Source organism: Streptomyces sp. NPDC005863, from assembly GCF_042871345.1.
In the GTDB taxonomy this organism is placed as follows: Bacteria; Actinomycetota; Actinomycetes; order Streptomycetales; family Streptomycetaceae; genus Streptomyces.
Genome location: NZ_JBIAII010000001.1, coordinates 628797 through 645712 on the forward strand (window position 1 = coordinate 628797; position 16916 = coordinate 645712).

Annotated in this window: 15 protein-coding genes; 9 read left to right on the plus strand and 6 right to left on the minus strand. The window is 69.1% G+C overall.

The genetic code is table 11. The features are described from left to right. The first annotated feature begins 25 nt into the window (after window positions 1–25). Both ACFYO9_RS02615 and ACFYO9_RS02620 read left to right on the plus strand, forming a co-directional pair. The gene (locus ACFYO9_RS02615) at window positions 26–994 is read left to right on the plus strand and encodes a diacylglycerol kinase family protein (protein ID WP_358711618.1); all 969 of its coding nucleotides are present in this window, start codon (window positions 26–28) and stop codon (window positions 992–994) included. A 317-nt stretch (window positions 995–1311) separates the two neighbouring features. Then, on the plus strand, window positions 1312–1569 hold the full coding sequence (locus tag ACFYO9_RS02620; RefSeq protein WP_016639615.1) for a WhiB family transcriptional regulator: 258 nt from the start codon (window positions 1312–1314) through the stop codon (window positions 1567–1569). A gap of 226 nt (window positions 1570–1795) precedes the next feature. Here ACFYO9_RS02620 and ACFYO9_RS02625 read toward each other — a convergent pair whose 3' ends face one another. Beyond that, window positions 1796–3262, minus strand: a complete 1467-nt coding sequence (locus ACFYO9_RS02625) for a PAS domain-containing sensor histidine kinase (protein ID WP_355804146.1) — start codon at window positions 3260–3262, stop codon at window positions 1796–1798. A gap of 376 nt (window positions 3263–3638) precedes the next feature. Continuing rightward, window positions 3639–4274, minus strand: a complete 636-nt coding sequence (locus ACFYO9_RS02630; RefSeq protein ID WP_358778396.1) for a TetR/AcrR family transcriptional regulator — start codon at window positions 4272–4274, stop codon at window positions 3639–3641. Window positions 4275–4366: 92 nt separating this feature from the next. Between ACFYO9_RS02630 and ACFYO9_RS02635 the strand changes: the two genes are divergently transcribed. Beyond that, complete coding sequence (locus ACFYO9_RS02635) at window positions 4367–5125, plus strand: SDR family oxidoreductase (protein WP_358778395.1); 759 nt, start codon at window positions 4367–4369, stop codon at window positions 5123–5125. A gap of 430 nt (window positions 5126–5555) precedes the next feature. After that, complete coding sequence (nagB, locus tag ACFYO9_RS02640; RefSeq protein ID WP_358711614.1) at window positions 5556–6341, plus strand: glucosamine-6-phosphate deaminase; 786 nt, start codon at window positions 5556–5558, stop codon at window positions 6339–6341. Between the two features lie 154 nt (window positions 6342–6495). Here nagB and ACFYO9_RS02645 read toward each other — a convergent pair whose 3' ends face one another. The 4 genes from ACFYO9_RS02645 to ACFYO9_RS02660 all read right to left on the minus strand — a co-directional run bounded on the left by ACFYO9_RS02645 (window position 6496) and on the right by ACFYO9_RS02660 (window position 11278). After that, on the minus strand, window positions 6496–8019 hold the full coding sequence (locus ACFYO9_RS02645) for a glycoside hydrolase family 3 protein (RefSeq protein ID WP_355802958.1): 1524 nt from the start codon (window positions 8017–8019) through the stop codon (window positions 6496–6498). Window positions 8020–8027: 8 nt separating this feature from the next. Next, complete coding sequence (locus tag ACFYO9_RS02650; RefSeq protein WP_355802960.1) at window positions 8028–8858, minus strand: carbohydrate ABC transporter permease; 831 nt, start codon at window positions 8856–8858, stop codon at window positions 8028–8030. Further along, entirely contained in the window at window positions 8855–9844 is a 990-nt protein-coding gene (locus tag ACFYO9_RS02655) for a sugar ABC transporter permease (protein WP_355802962.1), read from the minus strand. Before ACFYO9_RS02655 ends, ACFYO9_RS02650 begins: the two co-directional genes overlap by 4 nt. 159 nt (window positions 9845–10003) lie before the next feature. Next, window positions 10004–11278, minus strand: coding sequence for an extracellular solute-binding protein (locus ACFYO9_RS02660; protein ID WP_355802964.1), 1275 nt, complete (start codon window positions 11276–11278; stop codon window positions 10004–10006). 325 nt (window positions 11279–11603) lie between these two features. Between ACFYO9_RS02660 and ACFYO9_RS02665 the strand changes: the two genes are divergently transcribed. The 5 genes from ACFYO9_RS02665 (at window position 11604) to mctP (ending at window position 16858) form a co-directional block, all read left to right on the plus strand. Further along, entirely contained in the window at window positions 11604–12386 is a 783-nt protein-coding gene (locus ACFYO9_RS02665; protein WP_355804148.1) for a GntR family transcriptional regulator, read from the plus strand. Window positions 12387–12497: 111 nt separating this feature from the next. Continuing rightward, entirely contained in the window at window positions 12498–14639 is a 2142-nt protein-coding gene (locus ACFYO9_RS02670; protein WP_355802966.1) for a carbon starvation CstA family protein, read from the plus strand. Further along, window positions 14636–14833, plus strand: a complete 198-nt coding sequence (locus tag ACFYO9_RS02675; RefSeq protein WP_355802968.1) for a YbdD/YjiX family protein — start codon at window positions 14636–14638, stop codon at window positions 14831–14833. The genes ACFYO9_RS02670 and ACFYO9_RS02675 overlap by 4 nt, the downstream gene beginning before the upstream one ends. A gap of 121 nt (window positions 14834–14954) precedes the next feature. Then, the gene (locus ACFYO9_RS02680; protein WP_358778394.1) at window positions 14955–15224 is read left to right on the plus strand and encodes a DUF3311 domain-containing protein; all 270 of its coding nucleotides are present in this window, start codon (window positions 14955–14957) and stop codon (window positions 15222–15224) included. Window positions 15225–15298: 74 nt separating this feature from the next. Then, entirely contained in the window at window positions 15299–16858 is a 1560-nt protein-coding gene (gene mctP / locus ACFYO9_RS02685) for a monocarboxylate uptake permease MctP (protein WP_358778413.1), read from the plus strand. Window positions 16859–16916 lie beyond the last annotated feature (58 nt).

Genomic DNA, 16916 nt, shown 5'->3' on the forward strand with positions numbered 1-16916 from the left:
AAGACCGCTAGGTAGTCTGCTGCGCATGCGTGCACTCCTCGTGGTCAACCCGGCGGCAACCACCACCAGTGCGCGTACGCGTGATGTGCTGGTCCACGCCCTCGCGAGCGAGATGAAGCTGGACGCGGTCACCACCGAGTACCGCGGGCACGCCAGAGACCTCGGCCGGCAGGCCGCGGACAGCAAGGACATCGAGCTGATCGTCGCCCTCGGCGGCGACGGCACGGTCAACGAGGTCGTCAACGGCCTGCTGCACGACGGGCCCGATCCCGAGCGCCTCCCGCGCCTGGCCGTCGTCCCCGGCGGTTCCACCAACGTCTTCGCGCGCGCTCTCGGACTGCCGAACGATGCCGTGGAGGCCACCGGCGCCCTCCTGGACGCCCTGCGCGAGGGGAGCGAGCGCACGGTCGGCCTCGGCATCGCGGGCGGCACGCCGGGCACGGAGGACGAGGCGGTGCCCTCGCGCTGGTTCACGTTCTGTGCGGGGCTCGGCTTCGACGGCGGCGTGGTGGGCAGAGTCGAACAGCAGCGCGAGCTCGGCCGGCGCTCGACGCATGCCCTCTATGTGCGCCAGGTCCTCCGCCAGTTCCTGGACGAGCCGCACCGCAGGCACGGAATGATCACCCTGGAGCGGCCCGGCGAGGACCCGGTGAGCGACCTGGTGATGTCGATAGTGTGCAACACCTCTCCCTACTCCTACCTGGGCAATCGCCCGTTGTACGCGTCCCCGCAGGCCTCCTTCGACACGGGCCTGGACGTGCTGGGCCTGAAGAAGCTCTCGACGGCCGCGGTGGCCCGTTACGGCACCCAGCTCCTGACGTCGACGCCGGACCGCGGACCGCACGGTAAGCACGCGGTTACGCTCCACGACCTCACGGACTTCACCTTGCATTCGAAGGTGCCCCTGCCCCTTCAGATGGACGGCGACCACTTGGGGCTACGGACGAGCGTGACGTTCACAGGCGTACGCCGTGCACTGCGTGTGATTGTGTGAGTAGAAGGGCCTAAAGTCCTTTCACTCGAACGTTTAGGCCAGGGTCCACCCCATGGAAGTACGGCTGTGACCCAGTCGACACTGAGGAATCAAAAAAAACTTTCCTGAAGGGGTTGTATCCGCCGCCGAGGTTTGCGAATCTCTACATGGCGATCAGGACGGCCCGCAACAACGGCCCCACAGAGAGCCAGAACCCCTCCTCCATCACAAGGTCCACACCAGGCGACTGGGCGTCGGCCCTTCCCGTGCGGGGGGATTCGTGAAAGCGTTCACATTCACAAGCAACCTGAATGTAATACCAAGGAGAGGTAGCAGCCATGGACTGGCGTCACAACGCCGTTTGCCGCGAGGAAGACCCCGAGCTCTTCTTCCCCATCGGCAACACCGGTCCTGCGCTGCTGCAGATCGAGGAAGCCAAGGCCGTCTGCCGCCGCTGCCCCGTCATGGAGCAGTGCCTGCAGTGGGCGCTCGAGTCCGGCCAGGACTCCGGCGTCTGGGGTGGCCTCAGCGAGGACGAGCGCCGCGCAATGAAGCGCCGCGCCGCTCGCAACCGTGCACGCCAGGCCAGCGCCTGACGCCCACACCCCTTACGAGCCTGAGCTTGGCGGCGCGTACAGCGCGTACGCAACTCCCGCCCCCGAGCCGCAGCCGCGCAGTACCCCCGATGCGCATCGCAACGTGAGCAGTGAGCCCCGGACCCATCGGTCCGGGGCTCACTGCTGTGTGCGTCGAACTGCCGTGTGCGTCGAGGTGTACGGCCGGACGTTTGCCGCCGCTACCAGCCGATGCCGACCGCCGGCGCTACTTGTCGGCGCGGACCGGAATGTCGAGGATCACCTGGGTGCCGCGCTCCGGGGCGCGGACCATGTCGAAGGTGCCGCCCAACTCGCCCTCGACCAGCGTGCGGACGATCTGCAGACCGAGGTTGCCGGAGCGGTGCGGGTCGAATTCCTCGGGCAGCCCGATGCCGTCGTCCTGAACGGTGATCAGCAGCCGCGCTTCCTTGCTCGTCCCGCCGCGCACGGCGGAAACCTCGACCGAGCCGGTGTCCCCCTCGCGGAAACCGTGCTCCAGAGCGTTCTGCAGGATTTCCGTGAGCACCATCGACAACGGTGTCGCGACCTCCGCGTCGAGAATTCCGAAGCGCCCGGTGCGCCGGCCCACGACCTTCCCGGGCGAGATCTCGGCGACCATCGCGAGCACCCGGTCGGCGATTTCGTCGAACTCCACACGCTCGTCCAGGTTCTGGGAAAGCGTTTCGTGGACGATGGCGATGGAACCCACCCGGCGCACCGCCTCCTCCAGGGCTTCGCGGCCCGTGGCGGAGTCGATGCGGCGCGCCTGCAGCCGCAGCAGCGCGGCGACCGTCTGGAGGTTGTTCTTCACCCGGTGGTGAATCTCCCGGATGGTCGCGTCCTTGGTGATCAACTCCCGCTCCCGGCGACGGAGTTCGGTGACGTCGCGCAGCAGGACGAGGGAGCCGATGCGGGGGCCCTTTGGCTTGAGTGGGATCGCGCGCAGCTGGATCACTCCGTCGCCGCCCTCGATCTCGAACTCGCGCGGCGCCCAGCCGCTCGCCAGCTTGGCAAGGGCCTCGTCCACCGGGCCGCGGGACGGGGCGAGTTCGGCGGTCGCCGTGCCCAGGTGGTGGCCGACGAGGTCGGAGGCGAGGCCGAGCCGGTGGTACGCGGAGAGGGCGTTCGGCGACGCGTACTGCACGATGCCGTCGGCGTCCAGACGCAACAGACCGTCGCCCACGCGCGGGGAGGCGTCCATGTCGACCTGCTGCCCCGGGAACGGGAACGAGCCGGCGGCGATCATCTGTGCGAGGTCGGACGCCGACTGAAGGTAGGTCAGCTCCAGGCGGGACGGGGTGCGCACCGTCAGCAGGTTGGTGTTGCGCGCGATGACGCCCAGGACGCGTCCTTCCCGGCGTACCGGAATGGACTCGACGCGCACCGGCACCTCCTCGCGCCACTCCGGGTCGCCCTCGCGCACGATGCGGCCCTCGTCCAGGGCGGCGTCGAGGAGGGGGCGGCGGCCGCGCGGGACGAGGTGGCCGACCATGTCGTCCTGGTAGGAGGTGGGGCCGGTGTTGGGCCGCATCTGCGCCACGGAGACATAGCGGGTTCCGTCGCGCGTGGGGACCCAGAGCACCAGGTCGGCGAAGGAGAGGTCGGAGAGCAGCTGCCACTCCGAGACCAGCAGGTGCAGCCACTCGAGGTCGGAGTCACCGAGGGCGGTGTGCTGGCGTACGAGGTCGTTCATGGAGGGCACGTGTGCGAGCGTACCTTTCGCGTCCGGTGGGCCCGCTCCGTGGAGTTTCCGGCGGGATGGCGCCGGATGTGCGTGGAGGGCTCCGGCGATCCCGACGAGCCGCGGCGCCAGGGCGGGACCCTCAACCCACCCACGGCACCGCAGCCCTTCAGGTGCATCGGCCGTCAGAATGTGCGGTACTGAGCGGCCGATCGGGAGGATCCGACGCGGTCAGGGCAGAGAGCGCCGGTTCCTCGATCCGCTCTCCTGTGCGGGAAGAGCGGAGGCTTTACCCACGCATTGTGGACTAGACCATTCTCCCATGTCTATGCGTCGACAGATGTTTGTTGTTGTCACTTTCTCCCACTCGCGCACCGGGCGCCAGGCCTCATTCCCGGTCGGTTCGCCCCGCGGACTCCCCCGCGGACCGCGACCGCGGCCACGCCCGCATGGCAAGGTCGGCCACCGCCTCCAGATCGTCCCTGGTGGCGCCGTCCCGCGCCTGCTGTGACATCCCCTGGAAGACGGCTCCCGTATAGCGGGCGAGGGCCTCGGGATCGATGCCGTCGGGCAGCTCCCCCGCGGCGACGGCCGCACGGATGCGGGACTCGATGTCCGCGAGATTGGCGTTGCGCCGCTCGCGCAGGGCCTCCTCCACCTCCGGTGTCGTGCAGTTGATGGCCGCCGAGATGACCAGGCACCCGCGGGGGTGGTCGGGGGCGGTGAACTCGGCCGCGGCCTCGCGCAGCATCCGTGACACCGCGCCGCGCACCGTTGGCTCCTCGTCGAAGGCGCGGCCGCCGAAGGCGCCGTGGGTGTGGTCGTACCGCACGACGACCTCATCGAAGAGACGCCGCTTGTCGCCGAAGGCGGCGTAGAGGCTGGGCGCCCCGATCCCCATGGCGCGCGTCAGGTCGGAGACCGACGTCCCCTCGTACCCGTGTTCCCAGAAGGCGTGGAGCGCCTGCTCCAGCGCCGTTTCGCGGTCGAAGGAGCGGGGACGGCCGCGCTGTTTCGTCGCCATGGGGTGAATTGTATAGCGGGCACTAGTAAATGGAGTGAGGGTCGGGTACGGTTCTTTTTGTAGCGACCGCTAGAGAAAGAGGGGGGCCTGACATGGGCGCATCGACGGGCAGGCTTGCGGGGAAGACGGCGCTGGTCACGGGCGGGAGCCGCGGCATCGGCCGGGGCATCGCGGAGCGGCTCGGGCGGGACGGGGCGCGGGTGGCCGTGCACTATGGCAGCAACGAGGTGGCGGCGAAGGAGACGGTCGCCACGATCGAGGCGGCGGGCGGCTCCGCCTTCGCGATCGGCGCGGAACTGGGGGTGCCCGGTGACGCCGAGGCGCTCTGGGCGGAGTTCGACCGGCACACGGACGGCCTGGACATCCTGGTCAACAACGCCGGCATCGGGCTCTACGGCCATGTGGGAGAGGTGCGGGAGGCGGACTTCGACCGGGCGTTCGCGGTCAACTCCAAGGCACTCTTCTTCGTCACGCAGCACGGGCTCGGCCGACTGCGGGACGGCGGCCGGATCATCAACATCTCCTCCGGCGTCACGCGGATCGCGTTCCCGATCACCATCGCGTACTCGATGACGAAGGGTGCGGTGAATGTCCTGACCCACACGCTGGCGCAGGAGCTGGGCCCGCGCGGGATCACGGTCAACGCGGTCGCGCCGGGGATCATCCAGACGGACATGATGGACGGGCTCCCCGCCGAGCAGCAGGCGGACATGGCGGCGTACTCGGCCTTCGACCGCATAGGCCAGCCCGCGGACGTGGCGGACATCGTGGCCTTCGTCGCCTCGGACGACGCGCGCTGGATCACGGGGCAGTACATCGACGCTACGGGCGGGTCGGTGCTGGGGGTGTGAAGCGGGCGGGTCGGTGCTGGGGGTGTGAAGCGGGCGGGTCGGTGCTGGGGGTGTGAGGGCGAGTGGGTCGGTGCGGGGGGTGTGAGGGCGAGTGGGTCGGCACTCGGGGCCCGACGAGGGGCAGCTGACCCCTGCACCGACGGACGCGACGGAGGCAGAGAGGGGTGACCCGGTCCGGTCCACGTGAGCGGAGGTGATGGGGAGACCCGAGGGGCCAGGTTCGCTCGACGGGCGGAGGCCGCCGTGAGGGCCGAGCATGGACTGGAGGCTGAGCACGGACTGGAGGATTCGACTGTTCTGGCGGCACAGCTCTGCTAGATTGGTCTATACCACCAACTGCGTCTGAGTGCCCCTGAGTCTCGCGCGACGTCCCCTCAGAGGCCCGGACACCAATCCCCACAGTCCCCCTCTCCAGATCGGCAGGCCCAGCGTGGAAGTTGTCATCGTCCCGGACGCCAAGGCAGGCGGCGAGCTCATCGCGGAGGCCATGGCCGCCCTGGTGCGCCGTAAGCCTGACGCCCTGCTCGGTGTCGCCACCGGATCCACCCCGCTGCCCATCTACCAGGCGCTGGCCGCCAAGGTCGCGTCCGGCGCCGTGGACGCCTCGCGTGCGCGCATCTGTCAGCTCGACGAGTACGTGGGGCTGCCGGCCGGGCACCCGGAGTCGTACCGTTCCGTGGTGCTGCGGGAGGTCGTCGAGCCGCTCGGGCTGAGCGAGGACGCGTTCATGGGCCCGAACGGCAGCGCCAAGGACGTGCAGTCGGCGTGCGTGGCGTACGACAAGGCGCTGGCCGAGGCCGGCGGCGTGGACCTGCAGTTGCTGGGGATCGGGACCGACGGGCACATCGGCTTCAACGAGCCGTGTTCCTCGCTCGCTTCGCGTACGCGCATCAAGACGCTGACGGAGCAGACCCGGGTGGACAACGCGCGCTTCTTCGACGGGGACATCGAGCAGGTGCCCCACCACGTGATCACCCAGGGGATCGGGACGATTCTGGAGGCGCGGCACCTGGTGCTGCTCGCCACGGGTGAGGGCAAGGCGGACGCGGTGGCCGCGACCGTGGAGGGTCCGGTCGCCTCGGTCGTGCCCGCCTCGGCGCTGCAGCTGCACCCGCACGCCACGGTCGTCGTGGACGAAGCGGCCGCGTCCAAGCTGAAGCTCGCGGACTACTTCCGGCACACGTACGTGAACAAGCCAGACTGGCAGGGACTTTAGGGGTACTCGGCGCTTTAGGGGCTAGCTCCTCGCACCAGAAGTCAGGAATGCCGGAAGGGGCGCCCCCGTTGAGGGGCCGCCCCTTCCGGCGTTTCCGGGCCGACGTTCCCGAGCCCGGCCCGGCGGAACCGTTACCAGTGCGCCGGCGTGCGGCTCACGCGCCCGTGATCGCCTCCGCCGCGGCCTCGCCGCAGACCCGGGCCGCGCCGCGGGTGGCGATGTGGATCGCGCCGACCGGGGCGGACTGGGGGACGCCCATCTCGACCACGACCGTGTCCGGGCGGGCCGTGACGAGGGTGGTCAGGGCGTCGGCCATCCAGCCGTGCCGGTGGGCGTCGCGGACGACGGCGACGATGCGCCGCTCCCCCGCCGCCGCCAGGGCCTCGGCGCCCGCGCCGTCACCGGAGAAGGTGCCGGAGGCCGTGCCGGGGAAGCGGGCCGTCAGCTCGGCGGTGACGCCCCACGGGGTCTCGTCGCCGACCGCGATGTTCGGCAGCGGCGAGAAGGTGGCGACGTAGGGGGCCTCGGAGACCGGGGCCGCGTAGGTCTCGCCGCGGGTGACCGTCAGGGCGCGGCGGGCCGCGACCAGGCCGATCCCGGTGTCGGGCATGCCCCCCGGCACGCCCGCCGCGAGACCGGCCCCGGCCGCTCCCCGGCCCGCCGACGCCGTGGCCCAGCCGGCCAGGGCGCGTACGCGGTCGGCGGCTTCGGCGAGCCGTTCCTCGGGCAGCTCGCCGGAGCGGACCGCCGCGATGAAGGCGTCCCGCAGCCGCAGTACGGTGCCCTCGTCCGAGGGGCCGCCGCCGGTGCAGATGGCGTCGGCGCCCGCGGCGATGGCGAGGACGCAGCCGCGCTCGAAGCCGTAGGTGCCGGCGATCGCCTGCATGTCCATGCCGTCGGTGACGATGAGTCCCTGGTAGCCGAACTCCTCGCGGAGCAGGCCGGTGAGGATGCGGCGGGAGAGGGTGCCGGGGTGGTCCGGGTCCAGGGCCGGGGCCAGCACATGGGCGCTCATCACCGCCCGGGTGCCCGCGGCGATGGCGGCGCGGAACGGCGCGAGGTCACGGGAGTTGAGGACGTCCCGGTCGACGTCGATGACCGGCACCGAGTGGTGCGAGTCGATCGCCGTGTCGCCGTGGCCGGGGAAGTGCTTGGCGGAGGTGGCGACGCCGGCGGACTGCATGCCCTCGACGTAGGCGGCGGTGTGCCGGGCGACGAGTTCGGGGTCCGAGCCGAAGGAGCGTACGCCGATGACCGGGTTGTCGGGGTTGGCGTTGACGTCGGCCGAGGGCGCCCAGTTGAAGTTGATGCCGCAGGCGGCCAGACGGTGGCCCAGGTCGGCGGCGACCTCGCGGGTCAGGGCGGGGTCGTCGACGGCGCCGAGCGCGTGGTTGCCCGGGTAGGAGGAGCCGGTGCGCACCTCCAGGCGGGTGACGTCGCCGCTCTCCTCGTCGATGGCGATCAGCAGGTCGTCGCGTTCGGCGCGCAGCTGCGCGGTGAGGGCGGCCACCTGTTCGGCGCTGTGGACGTTGCGGCCGAACAGGCTGACGGAGGCGAGGCCTTCGCCGATCCGGTGGCGTACCCAGTCCGGTACGGCGGCGGTGCCGTCGAAGCCGGGCTGCAGGACGGCCAGGGCGTTGCGGGTGAGGGTGTCACCGGCGTGCGTGAGTGTCGTCATGTGCGGAGCTATCCCTTCACTGCGCCGTCGGTCAGGCCGGCCACGGCCTTGCGCTGCAGGAAGACGAAGAGGACGAGGATCGGGACGGCGAAGAGGGAGGCGGCCGCCATGGTGGCGCCCCAGTCGTCGCCGAAGGCGGTCTGGAAGCTGGACAGCCAGATCGGCAGGGTCTTGGCGTCCGCTTCCTTGTTGAGCACGAGAGCCAGCGGGAACTCGTTCCAGGCGGTGATGAAGCCGAAGAGCGAGGTCGACATCAGGCCCGGCGCGAGCAGCGGCAGGATCACCCGGCGGAAGGCCTGCATACGGGTGCAGCCGTCGACCATGGCGGACTCCTCCAGCTCCTTGGGCACGGCGGCGACGAAGCCGCGGAGCGTGAGGAGGGTGAAGGGCAGGATCATCACCATGTAGAAGAGGGTCAGCGGGATCAGGCTGTTCAGCATGTCCGCGTCGCGCACGATGATGTAGATCGCGATGACCATGACTTCCCACGGCGCCATCTGCGCAAGCATGAAGCCGATGATGAAGCCGCGCCGCCCCTTGAAGCGCATCCGGGCGAGGGCGAACGCCGCGGTCACGCCGATGATGAGGGAGAAGACGACCGCGAGGATCGTCACGGTGAGCGAGTTGCCGACCATGGTCCAGAAGTGGTCGGCGTCGATCGCCTTCTTGAAGTGCTCCAGCGTGGCGTCGGTCGGGAACCAGACCGGGTCCTCGGCGATGATGTCGCCGGTCGGCTTGAAGGCCGTGGCGAACATCCAGTACACGGGGAAGACGCAGAAGACGAAGATGACGACGGCGGCCAGGTTGGGCCAGAGCCGGCCCATCAGCGAGCGCTTCACAGCTCGTCCTCCTCTTGCTTGAGCACGATCCGCAGGTAGAACGAGGTGATGGCCAGCAGGATGACGATGGTGAGCAGGGCGATCGCGGCACCCATGCCGAAGTGCTGGTTGCCCATGCCCTCGATGTAGGCGTAGACGGGGAGGATCTCGGTGAGCCGGTCGGGGCCTCCCTCGTTGATCGTGAAGACCTGGACGAACGCCTTGAAGACCCAGATGATCTCCAGGAACGTCGTGGCGTAGAGGAAGGGCCGCAGATACGGCAGCGTGACCTGGGTGAACTGCTTCCAGGCGCCCGCGCCGTCCAGCGCGGCGGCCTCGTACAGCTCCTTGGGGATGGTGGTCGTGGCGGCGTACAGGTTGATCGCCACGAAGGGGATGGACATCCACACGATGAGGAGCAGGACGACGAAGAAGGTCGAGGCCTGCGTGGCCAGCCAGTCGTGGTCGGCCATCGAATCGAAGCCGATCTTGGCGAACACCCAGTTGACGACGCCGAAGCGCTGCGCGAACAGCCACTGGTAGACCGTGCTGGCCGCGACGACGGGCATCGCCCAGGCGAGTACGAGGCCGAGCAGCAGGAACGTGCGCATCTTCCGGCCGAGGCGCGCGAGCAGCAGTCCCACCAGCGTGCCGAGGACCATGATCAGCACGACGTTGACGGCGGTGAAGGCGACCGAGCGGCCGGTGACCCGCCAGAAGTCCTCGCCGGTGAGGACGTCCTTGTAGTTGTCGAATCCGTTCCACTCGGTCAAGTGCAGGATGAACTGCCGCATGTTGAGGTTCTGGAACGACAGCATCCCGTTGTTGACCAACGGCCAGCCGAGCAGCAGCAGGGTGACGATGATCGCGGGGGCAAGGAGCAGATAGGGCGTCAGCCCGGCGAGACGCCGGGGCTCCTTGCGCGGGGCACCTGGATGCGGCCCGCCTGCCGGTGTCTGCACCTCCGTCGGGCCGGAGGGCGGCCGTTCGGTCTTCTGCACGGTCATGCTCGCCATCTCTTTCGTGGGCAACGCGGAGCGCTGGGGCAACGCGGAGCGCTGGGGCAGCGCGGAAAACGCAGGGAGCTCACAGAGCTCACAGAGCGCATGGATGCGCCGGGGGCAGCGGGGTCGTGTCACCCGCCGCCCCCGGCAGGGCACGCGTTCCTACTGCTTCTGCGCCAGGCGCTTGTTGAGCTCGCCCTCGACCTGCTTGGCCGCGTCGGCAGGCGACTTACCGTTGAGCACCGCGGTCATGTAGTTCTTGATCGGGTTCGGCGGGTTCTCGACCGCGCCCCACTCCGGGATCAGCGGGGTGGTGCCGCCGCCTGCGGTGGCGGGGGCCGCGGCCTCGGCGGCCGGGTTGCCCTTGAGGTTGGACTCCAGCGCCTTCTTGTTCGGGATCGTGCCGCCTTCCTTGGCGAACTGACCCTCGAACTTGTCGGACAGCGCGATCTTCAGGAACTCCTTGGCGAGCTCCTGCTTCTTGCTGGTCGCGGCGATGGCGAGGTTGGAGCCGCCGAGGAAGACACCCTCGGGCTTGTCGGCCGTCTCACCGGGGATCGTGAAGAAGCCGATGTCCTTCTCGATCTTCTTGTTGGCCTTGATCGCGGTCGCGGCCTCCCAGCTCATGCCGATGAAGGCGCCGGTCTTGCCCTTGGCGAAGACCTCGGCCTGCTGCGGGGTGGCCTCGTCCTTGTTCTTGGGGGCCTTGGAGAGGTCCGCGAACTGCTTGTACGTCTTCATGGCCTTGGTGACCTTGGGGTCGCTCAGGTTGGAGACGTACTTGTCGCCGTCCTTCTTGACCAGCTCGGCGCCCTCACCGATGGTCAGGCCGACGAAGTGGTACCAGTTCTGGCCGGGCAGGTAGATCGGCTCGGCGTCGGTCTTGGAGCCGATCTGCTTGAGGTCCTTGAGGAACTCGGCGCGGGTCTTGGGAAGCTCCTTGATGCCGGCGTCGGCCCAGACCTTCTTGTTGTAGACCACGACGCGGTTGAGGACGAACCACGGGGCGGCGTACTGCTTGCCGTCGATGACCGAGGCCTTGTTCATCGACTCGGTCCAGTCGGCGCCGATGGACTCCTTGAGGTCACCGAGCTCGGCGAGGCCACCGGTCTTGGCGTACGCGGCGGTCTGGGTGTTGCCGATCTCGAAGACGTCCGGCGGGTTCTCCTCGGAGAGGGCGGTGGTCAGCTTCTGCTGGATGCCGTTCCACTGCTGGACCTCGAACTTGAGCTTCGCGCCGGTCTTCTTCTCGAAGGCGGCGGTGACGTCCTTCTGCCACTGGTCGGGCGTCGATCCGTCCATCGCCCAGAGCGTCAGGGTCTCCCCCTTGAAGCTGTCGGCTCCCCCGGCCTTCTTGTCGTCGTCGTCACTGCCGCACGCCGCGACCGAGACCAACATGCCCGCGACACCGATGGCCGCTATGAGCTTGCGCTTCACGTCACCCTCCTCAAGGGATGCCAGTCAACCCCCCACCCGCAGCGACCGAATGGACCGAGATCTGCCCGTGGGACTGGAACCTGGTCTTTAATGGTGTAGACCAGTACGGGGAGCTTGGCCTAGACCTTTAGGGGTGTCAAGGGTGTATAAGAAGGGCAGTCGCGTCCGTTATCGGACCGACACCTGAGCAGGCGGAGTCTTCCCTCAAGCTCTCGACTTCGCTCACCCAGGGGGCGCCCCCATGGCCCGGTACGTGCCACGATGTGAGCCGCGACAGACGGAGGAGCCGGTGACGGCAGCAGCACAGGAGCCGGGAAGGCAGATCATGGGCAGCGAGGCGGGCAGTTCCGGCACCGGGGCCGACGTGCCCACGGAGGCCCCCACCGTCGGCCGCACCGCGCGCGTGCCCAAGTACTACCGCCTGAAGCGGCACTTGCTGGACATGACGGAGACGCTGCCGCCCGGCACCCCCGTCCCCCCGGAGCGCACCCTCGCCGCCGAGTTCGACACCTCCCGCACGACGGTGCGCCAGGCGCTGCAGGAGCTGGTCGTCGAGGGGCGCCTTGAGCGGATCCAGGGCAAGGGCACGTTCGTGGCCAAGCCCAAGGTGTCGCAGGCCCTCCAACTCACCTCATACACCGAGGACATGCGGGCCCAGGGCCTTGAGCCGACCTCGCAGCTCCTGGACATCGGCTACATCACCGCGGACGACACCCTCGCCGGGCTGCTCGACATCAGCGCGGGCGGCCGCGTCCTGCGCATCGAGCGGCTCCGGCTCGCCAACGGCGAGGCGATGGCCATCGAGACCACCCACCTCTCGGCAAAGCGCTTCCCCGCCCTGCGCCGCTCCCTGGTCAAGTACACCTCGCTCTACACCGCGCTCGCCGAGGTGTACGACGTGCACCTCGCGGAGGCCGAGGAGACCATCGAGACCTCGCTCGCCACCCCCCGCGAGGCCGGCCTGCTCGGCACCGACGTGGGCCTGCCGATGCTGCTGCTCTCCCGCCACTCGCTGGACGGGAACGGCAGGCCGGTGGAGTGGGTGCGCTCGGTCTACCGCGGCGACCGCTACAAGTTCGTCGCGCGCCTCAAGCGCCCCACGGACTGACGCCCGCGCACCGCGCCCCCAGGGGGTCTGGCGCGCATCACCGCGCTGCTCTACGTTCCTCCCGTCATCGCACGATGAACGTCATCGCAAGATGAACGGGAGGACGACCCGGTGCGCACCGCGAATCCCCGATCCATCGTCATCTGGTCCCTCGTCGCGCTGATCGGCGCGGCGGGCTGGACCGTCCTGGCCCTCGCTCGCGACGAGGAGGTGTCGGCCGCCTGGATGGTCGCGGCGGCCGTCGGCTCGTACGCGGTCGCGTACCGCTTCTACTCGAAGTTCATCGCGTACAAGGTGCTCAAGGTCGACGAGCGGCGGGCCACGCCCGCCGAGCGGCTCGACAACGGCATCGACTTCCACCCGACCGACCGCCGGGTGCTGCTCGGCCACCACTTCGCGGCGATCGCGGGCGCGGGCCCGCTGGTCGGGCCGGTGCTCGCCGCCCAGATGGGATATCTGCCCGGCACCATCTGGATCATCGCCGGCGTGATCTTCGCGGGCGCCGTGCAGGACATGGTCGTGCTGTTCTTCTCGACGCGGCGCGACGGCAAGTCGCTCGGGCAGATGGCGCGCGAGGAGATCGGCCCGTTCGGCGGGGCCGCCGCGCTGCTCGCCACCTTCGCCATCATGATCATCCTGCTCGGGGTGCTCGCGCTGGTCGTCGTCAACGCGCTCGCCGAGTCGCCGTGGGGCACCTTCTCCATCGCGATGACGGTTCCGATCGCCCTGTTGATGGGCTTCTACCTGCGGGTCCTGCGGCCCGGCCGGGTCAGCGAGGTCTCCCTGATCGGTGTCGCGCTGCTGCTGCTCGCGTTGGTCGGCGGGCGCTGGGTCGCGGAGTCCTCCCTCGCGGACACCTTCACGCTGGCCCCGTCGACGCTGGTGATCTGGCTGGTGGCGTACGGCTTCATCGCCTCGATCCTGCCGGTGTGGATGCTGCTCGCGCCGCGCGACTACCTCTCCACCTTCATGAAGATCGGCACGATCGTGCTGCTCGCCGTGGGCGTCGTGGTCACGCTGCCCACGCTGAAGATGGACCCGGTGACCGACTTCGCCTCACGCGGCGACGGTCCGGTCTTCGCGGGCTCGCTCTTCCCCTTCGTCTTCATCACCATCGCCTGCGGGGCGCTGTCCGGCTTCCACGCGCTGATCTCCTCGGGCACCACGCCGAAAATGATCCAGAAGGAGACGCAGGTCCGGATGGTCGGGTACGGCTCCATGCTGATGGAGTCGGCCGTCGCCGTGATGGCGCTCGTCGCCGCCTCGATCATCGACCCCGGCCTGTACTTCGCGATGAACGCGCCGGCCGGTGTGGTCGGCGACACCGTCCAAGAGGCGTCGAAGGCCGTCGCGGGGTTCGGGTACACCATCTCGCCGGCCGATCTGGCGCAGGCCGCCCGGCAGGTCGAGGAGTCCTCGCTCCTGTCGCGGACCGGCGGCGCGCCCACCCTCGCGGTCGGCGTCTCGGAGATCTTCTCGAAGGTCACCGGCGGCTCGCTGCGGGCCTTCTGGTACCACTTCGCGATCATGTTCGAGGCACTCTTCATCCTGACCGCGCTGGACGCCGGGACCCGCGTGGGCCGCTTCATGCTCCAGGACATGCTGGGCAACCTCTACAAACCCTTCAGAAACATGAGCTGGAAGCCGGGTCTGCTGCTGACCAGCGCCGCCGTCACCGGCCTGTGGGGATACTTCCTGTGGGTCGGCGTGCACGAGCCGCTCGGCGGGATCAACCAGCTCTTCCCGATCTTCGGCATCGCCAACCAGCTGCTCGCCGCCGTCGCCCTCGCGCTCTGCACCACGCTGCTGGTCAAGTCCGGCCGCCTCAAGTGGGCCTGGATCACCGCGGTTCCGCTCGCCTGGGACGCGACGGTCACGCTCACCGCGAGCTGGCAGAAGGTGTTCTCCGACGATCCGCGCGTCGGCTTCTTCCAGCAGCGCGCCGACTACCGGGACGCCATCGACGACGGGAAGATCCTGCCGCCCGCCAAGACCATGGACGACATGCACACCGTCGTCACCAACTCCACGGTGGACGGCGTCCTTTCGGCGGTGCTCGCGCTGCTCGTCGTCGTCGTGATCGTGGACGCCGCACGCGTCTGCGTCCGGCACGTCCGCGCCCCCGAGGCCTCCCGGCTCACGGAAGCCCCGTACGTGGAATCGCGGTTGACCGCCCCGGCCGGACTCTTCGCGACCCGCGAGGAGAAAGAGGAGGAACGGCGCGAGCGGGACCGCGAGGGTGTGACGCCGTGACCTGGCTGCTGCGCGGAGTGCGCTGGATGCGCTGGTACGTCAGGGAGTTGACGGACGAGAGCGCCTACGAGCGGTACGTGGCTCATATCCGCAGGGACCATCCGGACGCAACCGTCCCCAGCCGACGCGCATTCGAGCGGATGCGGACGGACCAGCAGGAGTCGGACCCCCGGCAGGGGTTCCGCTGCTGCTGAGCAGGGACATCGCACGGAGGGTGACCCGTCCGTTATCCGGACGGGGGTTCCATACCGCGAGACTGTGGCTTAGATTTCCCGCACGTTAAGCATGGGATAAGTGAGGGAACGGAGCCGCGACATGTCAGATGCGCCGGAAGTGAACAGACCGGTCGTCACACCGGTCCGCGTGGTCATCGCCGTCTGCCTTGTCGCGCCCTTCGTGGCGATGCTGTGGGTGAGCTCCTACGCCAAGATCGACCCGGCCCTGATCGGCATCCCGTTCTTCTACTGGTACCAGATGCTGTGGGTGCTCATCTCCACGGTGCTGACGATGACCGCGTACAAGCTGTGGCAGCGTGACCAGCGCTCCCGCAAGGCCGCGCAGGCCCAGGGGGGTGCCGGAAAGTGACCACACTCGCATCGGGCGGCGTGAACGGCGTCGCCCTCGGGGTCTTCATCTTCTTCTTCGTCGCGGTCACGGCGATGGGCTTCCTGGCCGCGCGCTGGCGCAGGGCCGAGACGCAGTCCCTGGACGAATGGGGCCTGGGCGGCCGGTCGTTCGGCACCTGGGTCACCTGGTTCCTGCTCGGCGGCGACCTGTACACCGCGTACACCTTCGTGGCCGTCCCGGCGGCGATCTACGCGGCGGGCGCGGCGGGCTTCTTCGCCGTCCCGTACACGATCCTCGTCTACCCGCTGATCTTCACCTTCCTGCCGCGCCTGTGGTCGGTCTCGCACAAGCACGGCTACGTGACCACCTCGGACTTCGTGCGCGGGCGGTTCGGCTCCAAGGGTCTCTCGCTGGCCGTCGCGGTCACCGGCATCCTCGCCACGATGCCGTACATCGCGCTCCAACTGGTCGGCATCCAGGCCGTTCTCGACGTCATGGGCATCGGTGGCGGCCCGGACACCAACTGGTTCGTCAAGGACCTGCCGCTGCTGATCGCGTTCGCGGTGCTCGCCGCGTACACGTACTCCTCGGGGCTGCGCGCGCCCGCGCTGATCGCGTTCGTGAAGGACGGGCTGATCTACCTCGTCATCACCGTCGCGATCATCTACATCCCGATCAAGCTCGGCGGCTTCGACGACATCTTCGCCAAGGCCGGCGACGCCTTCGGGGTGGTCAACGAGGGCACGGGCAAACCGCGCGGCGCCCTCGCGCCGCCCGAGGCCGGCCAGTGGACGTACGCGACGCTGGCGCTCGGCTCGGCGCTCGCGCTCTTCATGTACCCGCACTCGATCACGGCGACGCTCTCCTCCAAGAACCGCAACGTCATCCGCCGCAACACCACGATCCTGCCGCTCTATTCGCTGATGCTGGGCCTGCTCGCGCTGCTCGGCTTCATGGCGATCGCGGCCGGGGTCAAGGTCGACAACGGTCAGCTGGCCATCCCGCAGCTCTTCGAGGACATGTTCCCCGACTGGTTCACCGGCGTCGCCTTCGCCGCGATCGGCATCGGCGCGCTCGTGCCCGCCGCGATCATGTCCATCGCGGCCGCGAACCTCTTCACCCGCAACATCTACAAGGACTTCATCAAGCCCGACGCGACGCCCGAGCAGGAGACCAAGGTCTCCAAGCTGGTCTCGCTCCTGGTGAAGGTGGGCGCCCTCATCTTCGTCCTCGGCATGGACAAGACCGTGGCGATCAACTTCCAGCTGCTCGGCGGCATCTGGATCCTGCAGACCATGCCCGCGCTGGTCGGCGGCCTGTTCACCCGGTGGTTCCACCGCTGGGCGCTGCTCGCGGGATGGGCGGTCGGCATGGTCTACGGCACGCTGGCCGCGTACGGCGTCGCCTCGCCCACGCAGAAGCACTTCGGCGGCTCGTCCGACACGATCCCCGGCATCGGCGAGATCGGCTACATCGGCCTCACCGCCTTCGTCCTGAACGTGGTGGTCACCGTGGTCCTCACCTTCGTCCTGAAGGCGCTGAAGGCCCCCGAGGGCGTCGACGAGACGTCTCCGGAGGACTACACGGCGGACGCGGGCGACCCCGGCGTCGTGGAGGAACTGCCCCCGGCCACCGCGGGCGCCGGCCACTGACCCCGCTCCCGCGGGGCTGAGTCCGCTCCCGCACCGCCGACGCACGAGGGCCGCCGGA